This is a genomic window from Microcoleus sp. Pol8_D6, assembly GCF_036700965.1.
Lineage (GTDB): Bacteria > Cyanobacteriota > Cyanobacteriia > Cyanobacteriales > Microcoleaceae > Microcoleus.
Window position 1 is genome coordinate 1 of the sequence record NZ_JAUBPW010000129.1, and the last position, 6,989, is coordinate 6,989.

Annotated in this window: 4 protein-coding genes; 1 reads left to right on the forward strand and 3 read right to left on the reverse strand. The window is 41.7% G+C overall.

The window, feature by feature from the left end:
* On the forward strand, nucleotides 1–517 hold a 517-nt coding region (gene rimI, locus QUA10_RS28380), incomplete at its 5' end, for a ribosomal protein S18-alanine N-acetyltransferase (RefSeq protein ID WP_333085839.1).
* Nucleotides 518–614: 97 nt separating this feature from the next.
* On the opposite strand, the gene QUA10_RS28385 is transcribed toward rimI, so the two are convergent.
* From QUA10_RS28385 to QUA10_RS28395, 3 genes are all read right to left on the reverse strand, one after another.
* On the reverse strand, nucleotides 615–5,879 hold the full coding sequence (locus tag QUA10_RS28385) for an AAA family ATPase (protein WP_333085841.1): 5,265 nt from the start codon (nucleotides 5,877–5,879) through the stop codon (nucleotides 615–617).
* A 310-nt stretch (nucleotides 5,880–6,189) separates the two neighbouring features.
* A complete protein-coding gene (locus tag QUA10_RS28390) occupies nucleotides 6,190–6,537 on the reverse strand; it encodes a hypothetical protein (protein ID WP_333085842.1) in 348 nt (115 codons plus the stop codon).
* Between the two features lie 155 nt (nucleotides 6,538–6,692).
* The coding region (locus QUA10_RS28395) for a transposase (RefSeq protein WP_333086464.1) at nucleotides 6,693–6,989 on the reverse strand (297 nt) is incomplete at its 5' end.

Genomic DNA, 6,989 nt, shown 5'->3' on the forward strand with positions numbered 1-6,989 from the left:
TTATGGGCGTGAGTTAGGCAGTCCTAACAGCGATTTACTGGGTTTGTGGGCATCGGAAACAGATGTCTGCAAATCAGCTCAAAACCTGGCCGGCACGGGGGTACCGCCCCTACTGATTCCCCCAACCCTGATCGGTTTGGGTTGCCTGTGGGCAATTTTAGAAGAAGCTCATATTACAATTTTGGCAATTCATCCTCGCTTTCAAGGTCAGGGTTTAGGACAAGCTCTGCTTTGGGCTTTACTAAAAAAGGCTAACTATAGACAATTAGAACGGGCAACCTTAGAAGTGCGGGAATCTAATTTAGCCGCAGTGTCACTGTACAAAAAATTTGGTTTTAAAGAAGCTGGACGGCGCAAACGTTACTACGAAGACACCGGAGAAGATGCTCTGGTAATGTGGCGCAGCGGCATAGAAAAACCAGAATTTCAGCAATATTTAGCGGTTGAGAAGGTGCAAATTTGCGATCGGCTGCATCAGAAAAACTGGCATTTGGCGATCGATACTTTTGAGTTTTGAGTTGTAGGGACGAGAAAGCGATACACTGATATGCTATGTTAATCGGTGGTATATTGTTCAAATGTTTCGGAAGGGGATAGTAAACCCGGAATTGAGATTACTTGTGTTTGATTACTACCAAAGTAATGTCATCAAATACTTTTTGTTCCCCGATGTATTGTCGCAGGTCGTCAACTACAGCTTGCTTGATTTCGGCTGCTGAGTGTTCCCTATTAAGAGCAATAACTTCAATTAATCTCTCGATACCGTATTGCGCCTTATCCATATTAAAAGCTTCAGTAATTCCATCTGTGTAGAGTACGACAACATCCCTGGAATTTAACTGTATTTCAGTAGTAGCAATGAAATCGGCAATATCGGCTTCCAAGGCGATCGGAAAGCCTAAATCCACAGTATCAATTCGCTCTATTTCGCCGCTGCAACGCACGAGAATCATCTCTTCGTGCTGTCCGCTCAGACGCAGGGTATTGTCTTGATATTCCAGCAAACAAAGGCTCATATTTTTACAAGACTTCATGCGCTCTACGTTGTCAAAAAGCGTTTGGTTCACTGTCTGCAATAATTTAATTTGATCGGTTTCGCGGTGCGCCAACAAAGTGCGAATTGCTGTTTGCACCATAATCATTAAAACGCCACTTTCTAAACCGTGTCCAGTTACATCACCAATGCCAATGGTGACTTTGCCATCCTGTTGCAACACGTCGTAGTAGTCACCGCCAACTTCATCAGCCGGTTCCATAAATCCAGCAATTTCTAATCCTTCAACTGCCTCTAATTCTGACTGGTTGGGTAAAATCATCTGTTGCAGTTGCTTGGTGACATCCAACTCAGCACCCATCCTAATATTTTCAGCTTTAAGTTTTTGATTGAGATCGATAATTTCTGCATTAGCTTGAGCCAGTTGGACGGTACGTTCTTTTACTTTATCTTCTAAGGTACGATAAAGTAGGGCATTTTCAATAGAAACAGCGGATTGAGAAGATAGAACTTTAGCGATTTCTAAACGGTTTTGCGTAAAGGCTCCTGAAACGAGATTATTTTCTAAGTATAACAGGCCAATCAGTTTACCCTGGTTGACGATCGCAGCACATAAGATAGACTTTGGTTGGTATTTGACAATGTAAGGATCGGTAATAAATCTCCCTTCGTTACTGGCATCATTTAAAACAATATTTTCCTTGGTTCTGGCAACATAATTGACCAAAGTTAGGGGCAAATTATCGCTGCTTTCTACTGGCAAAGATTGCAATACTTCTACTCGCTTATCAAGCTCTACTTTAGCTTCAATCTTTAATATATTGTTGTTTGATAACATCAGTAATCCTTTTTGTGCGCCAGCATTAGCGAGGGCTAGTTCCATCAATTTTTCCAACAATTTATCCAAAATTATTTCGCTGGAAATTGCCTGGGCAGCTTTCAATACTGTGTCTAAATCTAGTAGTTGTATGGTTCTGATACTCGATGAGGTGGCGGTTGTTTGAATACTGATATTTTCGTTTCCACTTCGAGTAAATAATTCAGGATATCTGGATTCCAAATCTGTTACTTTTGCTTGAGCACCCCAGCAAATATAGCCGTAGTGAGCATCATTCAGGTAGGTGCGAGCTACTTTTTCTCGTCCCATCCCCAAATAAAATTCTGCTGCTAATTCGTTGGCAATCGCTTCATTATTAATGTATCCTGATTCTCTGGCAGATTGAATCGCGCGATCGTAATACTCCATCGCTTTGAGCGGTTCCCCCAAGACTCGCGCTTTTTCGGCTTCTACTAATTCGTATTTATGACGATAATTCGCTGGAGCGTGGAATGCCCATTTCTCCATTTTTTGCTGATTTTCTATGACGATATCGATCGTTTCTGCTTGCTCAGATGTTTCCAAATCCGGATATCGAGCTAACAATGCCAGAGAATAGTAAAAATTGCGATCGCTGTAGATCATTGTAGTCACGACGGGTTCTGCATATTGGGTTGCTAAGGCAGAATTTTCTACAGAGCGGACGAAATCTTTAAATAAATAGTAAAGCATCGCTTTGCCAAAATAGAAGGAAAACAGCGATTGAATATTATTAACTTCTAGCAATCTCGGAAGCATTTTTTCTTCATCAAAGCTACTGCCTGTAAACTGACATGGCTCTGACGAATCTCCCCTTAAATTTAAGGCGATCTGTTTCCATATCCGGACGTAATAGAGAGGAAACTCTTGTTCAAGCCTAGCAATTAATTCAATATATTGATCTTGCTTTTCTATTACATATTCCAGTTTTTTGCCACTTAAAAATAAATGCAAACAACTATACATAGTTGCATAACAAGTATAGTCTAAATCTCCTGTTTCTAGTCCGCTTTGAATGGCTTGTTGTGTCAGATCGAAAGTTTCTCGAATCGGCTGATTCCAAGGCAGAATACAAGTGCTAAATAGATGGTAAACTTTACATTTAAATTCTTGAGCATCAAATTTATCCAACAAACTCATTGCCAGTTTACCAAATTCATATCCAGCCTTTATGTCTCCCATTGCTCCAGACAGAATCAGACCATAAAGACCATAGGGATAAATTGCCAACGCAGAATTACCATACTCCCTAGAAATTGCCATCATAGTCGTGATAATCGGCAGGACTAGGGAAGGTTCGGCAATAAAAGCTGGTGAGATGATGGTATTTAACAGCCGCATTGCCTCAATTTTATAGGGATCGGTCATCTGTGGCAGGTGTTTCAAAGTCTCGATCGAGACTTGTTGCGGTATTTGTTGCTCTACAGAGATGCCTAACCTTGCCAAACCTTGAATCCCAGTTTCTAATGCCAATTTCATTTCGTTTTTAGACAGATACAATTTAATTTTTAAATCGTACAGCCGGGTTGCTTCTAAAACCGTTTTTACTTGTTGTAACGCTGTCTGGGCAAGCATTGCAGACCGCTCGAAATTGGCATTTAAATATTCGCCCCTCACGGCAGATACATAAAGATTAAAAGTTAAGTCGTATTGACAGTCCCAGCTATCAGAGGACAGCAGTTCTAACCCAGCAGTTAAATACCTTACAGCAGGTTCGTAAGCAGTTGCAGCTTTGGCTTTGCGGCCGGCGATCAGATTGAGTTGTGCGAGTTCGTCTCTTGCCGATTGCTCCTCTATTAACTCAGCACCGATGTTCAATTGGTTGACAATATCGAAGATTTTTTCGCCTCTTTCTTCTGGTGCGGTATTCTGCAATAGCAGTTGACCGACTTTCAAATGTACTGCTTTTTTCTGCGCGTTGGGGATGAGACTATAAGCAGCTTGTTGAACGCGATCGTGTAAAAATTTGTAGAAGATTGACTTGGTATTGCCTGTGGGTGTTGTTTCCGAGGCGTTGGCGAGCATGGGTAACAGATAATCATCGCTCAAGGGAAGAATTAGACCTTCCTGGAGTGCATCCCATAACTGGTTCGCTATCACCGTTGGAGATTTTTCACTTACGACTGAAAGAACTTCTAGATCGAATTGGTTGCCAATACAAGCGGCTAATTTTATTGCCTGCTGCGTTGTTTCGGCGAGTTTTTGAATTTTGCTCGTCATTAAATCGACTACATTATCCGTAATGGCGATCGCTTGCAGTTGCTCGACATCCCACTGCCATTTTCCTTGCCGCAGGTCAAATGATATCAAACCATCTCGATATAATGATTCCAGCAACTGGGTTAAGAAGAAAGGATTGCCACCTGTTTTTTCCAGCAGTAGTTCAGCGAAAGATTTGGTGCGATCGCTCGACTCGTTGAAAGTTTCGGCCATTAATTGGTTGATGTGCTCGATGTTCAAAGTTTGGAGCGCGATTGCCTCAATTGTTGCCCTATGTTTTTTAATTTGCTCCAATGTTTCCATCAACGGATGAGTCGGACTTACCTCATTATCTCGATAAGCACCTATTAATAGTAAATATCGGTTATCCAACTCTGCCATCAGCAGTTTAATTAACTTCAAAGATGCCGCATCTGCCCACTGTAAATCGTCCACAAATAAAACCAGAGGATGTGTCTTCCTGGTAAAAACGTTAACAAATTGTTGAAATACCAAGTTAAAGCGGTTTTGAGTTTCTGCTGGTTCTAGTTCGGGTAGGCCAGCTTGATGGCCTATAATCAGTTCGACTTCTGGAATGACATCGACGATCGCCTGACCGTTAGTACCAACCGCCTCTAAAATTTTTTCTTGCCAAATTTCGATTTTTTCTGAGCTTTCCGTCAGCAGTTGTCGCACTAATTCCTGGAATGCTTGAATCAAAGCAGCGTAGGGAATATTCCGCTTAAACTGGTCAAATTTGCCCGATATAAAATATCCTCGCGCTTCAACTATGGGTTTTTGAACTTCATTAATTAGAGATGATTTGCCAACCCCTGAATATCCAGAAACGAGAACAAATTCGCTTCTAGAATAGCTAATAACTCGTTCAAATGCTGCCAGTAATGCGGCTGCTTCTGCTTCGCGCCCGTAGAGTTTTTGAGGAATTTGTAGCTGAACCGAAACATCTTGTCTGCCCAGAGGAAACGCTGAAATCTTACCTTGACTTCGCAGCATTTCCTGACAGGTTTCTAAATCTGCTTTTAACCCCAAGGCACTTTTGTATCGATCTTCTGCGGTTTTAGCCAGCAACTTCATCACTATATCGGAAACTGCTGGCGGAATTGAATTGTCAGTTTTGACTTCTGTTGGGGGGACGGGTTGTTTGGCAATATGACTGTGAACTAATTCCATGGGGTCTTGACTTTCAAATGGCAACCGTCCAGTCAGCATTTGATAAAATGTAACCCCTAACGAATAAAAGTCAGTACGATAGTCGATCGAGCGATTCATCCGCCCCGTTTGTTCCGGAGAAATGTAAGCGAGAGTTCCTTCTGCTAAATTAGAATTGCTAATATTTTGCATTTGCTTGGAAAGCTTTGAAGCAATGCCAAAATCTGCTATTTTAATAATATCTTTTTCTAAATTAACAATAATATTTTGAGGTTTGATATCTTTGTGAATAATATGATTTTGATGCAACTCTCCTAGAGTTTCTGAAAGGCGAATGGCAATGGAAAGGAAAGTAATTAAATCGATGGGATTGCTGGCGATCGCGCTGGACAAAGATTGACCGCCAAAATCTTCCATAACCACAACGTATGTATTCTGCTGGATTTCTAAACTCTCTGGTTTGACAATTCCCTCAAGCTGCAAATTTTTAACAATCTCGTATTCGTGCTTAAATTTGGCAATTTCGGCGGGTGTTGGATATTCAAGCTTCAAAATTTTTAGAATAACTTGTTGTTCTGGAGGTTTGATTCCTCGAACAACAACAGTTTTTTCACCAGTGTAAATAGTTTCGAGAATTTTGTATCCTGAAATGACGAACATTATGAGGTTTCTCCTAGTTGGTATTGAGATATCCGGTGTGGGAAAACCCTGGTCTTTTGACACAGGGTTTTCGGGCACTGTTCGATAACAGGTGGCTGATTTAAGAGAAGTGCGGATACACTTCATTTTCAAACATCTACTCAATTTGAGGATTCTTCTTAGCTTTGACTAAAGATTCGTAGTCCTGACGCACCTCTACATTGTAACTAGCTGTCCTAGTCGCAATTTTGGGCAACCAGGTCGCGTGAGTTGTAAATCCAAATTTAAGGCAGGGATGGTTAAGCTTGCATACAGGTCCTTGGGCGAGGTTTTATGCATCAAAAATCCAGATTTCATGGCTGCTGGGCAAGAAAACCATACAAACAATATAACCTTTGGTCGAACTGCTGGCCGGAGCTTTGCAGGGAACGAATTGGATCGAATTGACCATGTAACCTTCGGGAAACTGGTAGCGATCGCTAATAGCAATCTCAGCTTCTCCCGTACAGACTCGGAACAAGCAAGGCGGCACTCCCTCATCGCCATAAAGCAGCAGATCTGACTGAGAAACGGTGCGGTAAGGATAGTCCTTAGTGAGGTGAAACAGAAAATTCGTCAGCGTTTCCTTCCACAAACCTAAAGAAGTCCAGTAAATATTATCTAGTTTTGCAGGCATCATGCCCGTTTGCGGGTCGGGACGGTAGGTATAAAAGGCAATTCCCCAGGTACAAGTAAAATCCCGGGCGCTAACAGTTCTTGATTGGGCGATCGATTTTGCAGGGTCGGCTTCGACTCAGACAGATACTTATAGTCATTTCAAATAAAAAAGAGACACTATTGAGCGCAGTAGTCACAGATGAGTTCATCTAAAGATGTCCCAGGAGGAGCATACATTCTGGCTCGCTTTAAGGCACTAAAATCGTGTTCAATATCGTTCAGGTCGGGAGAATATTTTGGGAGAAAAAGAACTTGATGCTCCGTTTCCTCTACCAGTTCTCGGATGGCTGTTTTTCGATGAATCGGTGCATTATCCATGATTAATATAGATGGCTCTGTCAGAGAGGGTAATAAATATAAAGATAACCACCCTTCAAAACCTTCTGCATTGAGGCTGCCCGTAAAAACCATTGG

What these genes read in the sequence shown, in the direction of transcription:
- QUA10_RS28385 (WP_333085841.1), bottom strand. Translation starts at nt 5,879, where the DNA reads ATGTTCGTCATTTCAGGATACAAAATTCTCGAAACTATTTACACTGGT.
- QUA10_RS28390 (WP_333085842.1), bottom strand. Translation starts at nt 6,537, where the DNA reads ATGATGCCTGCAAAACTAGATAATATTTACTGGACTTCTTTAGGTTTG.